The 241-nt window shown below is 57.7% G+C and carries 1 rRNA gene; it reads right to left on the reverse strand.

Annotated elements, in window-relative coordinates:
• Positions 1-138, reverse strand: a 16S ribosomal RNA gene (locus DW029_RS10475); the annotation flags it as partial.
• Between the last annotated feature and the right edge of the window lie 103 nt (positions 139-241).

Consider the following 241-nt stretch of genomic DNA (forward strand, 5'->3'; position numbering starts at 1 on the left):
CGGGGGAGGGGGCAGGTTCTCCACGTGTTACTCAGCCGTTCGCCACTCGCTTCTGCCCGAGGGCAGGTGCCGTTCGACTTGCATGTGTTAGGCGCGCCGCCAGCGTTCATCCTGAGCCAGGATCGAACTCTCCGTCCAAAATGTATGGGCTTCGAGCCCGTCCGGTCCTCACAACTGTTACGCTGATCGGTTCCGTTCGATTCATATGGTTCTGTTTGATAGGAAAAGGAATTTCTCGGGG

The organism is Collinsella sp. AF38-3AC, from assembly GCF_003474365.1.
Lineage (GTDB): Bacteria > Actinomycetota > Coriobacteriia > Coriobacteriales > Coriobacteriaceae > Collinsella.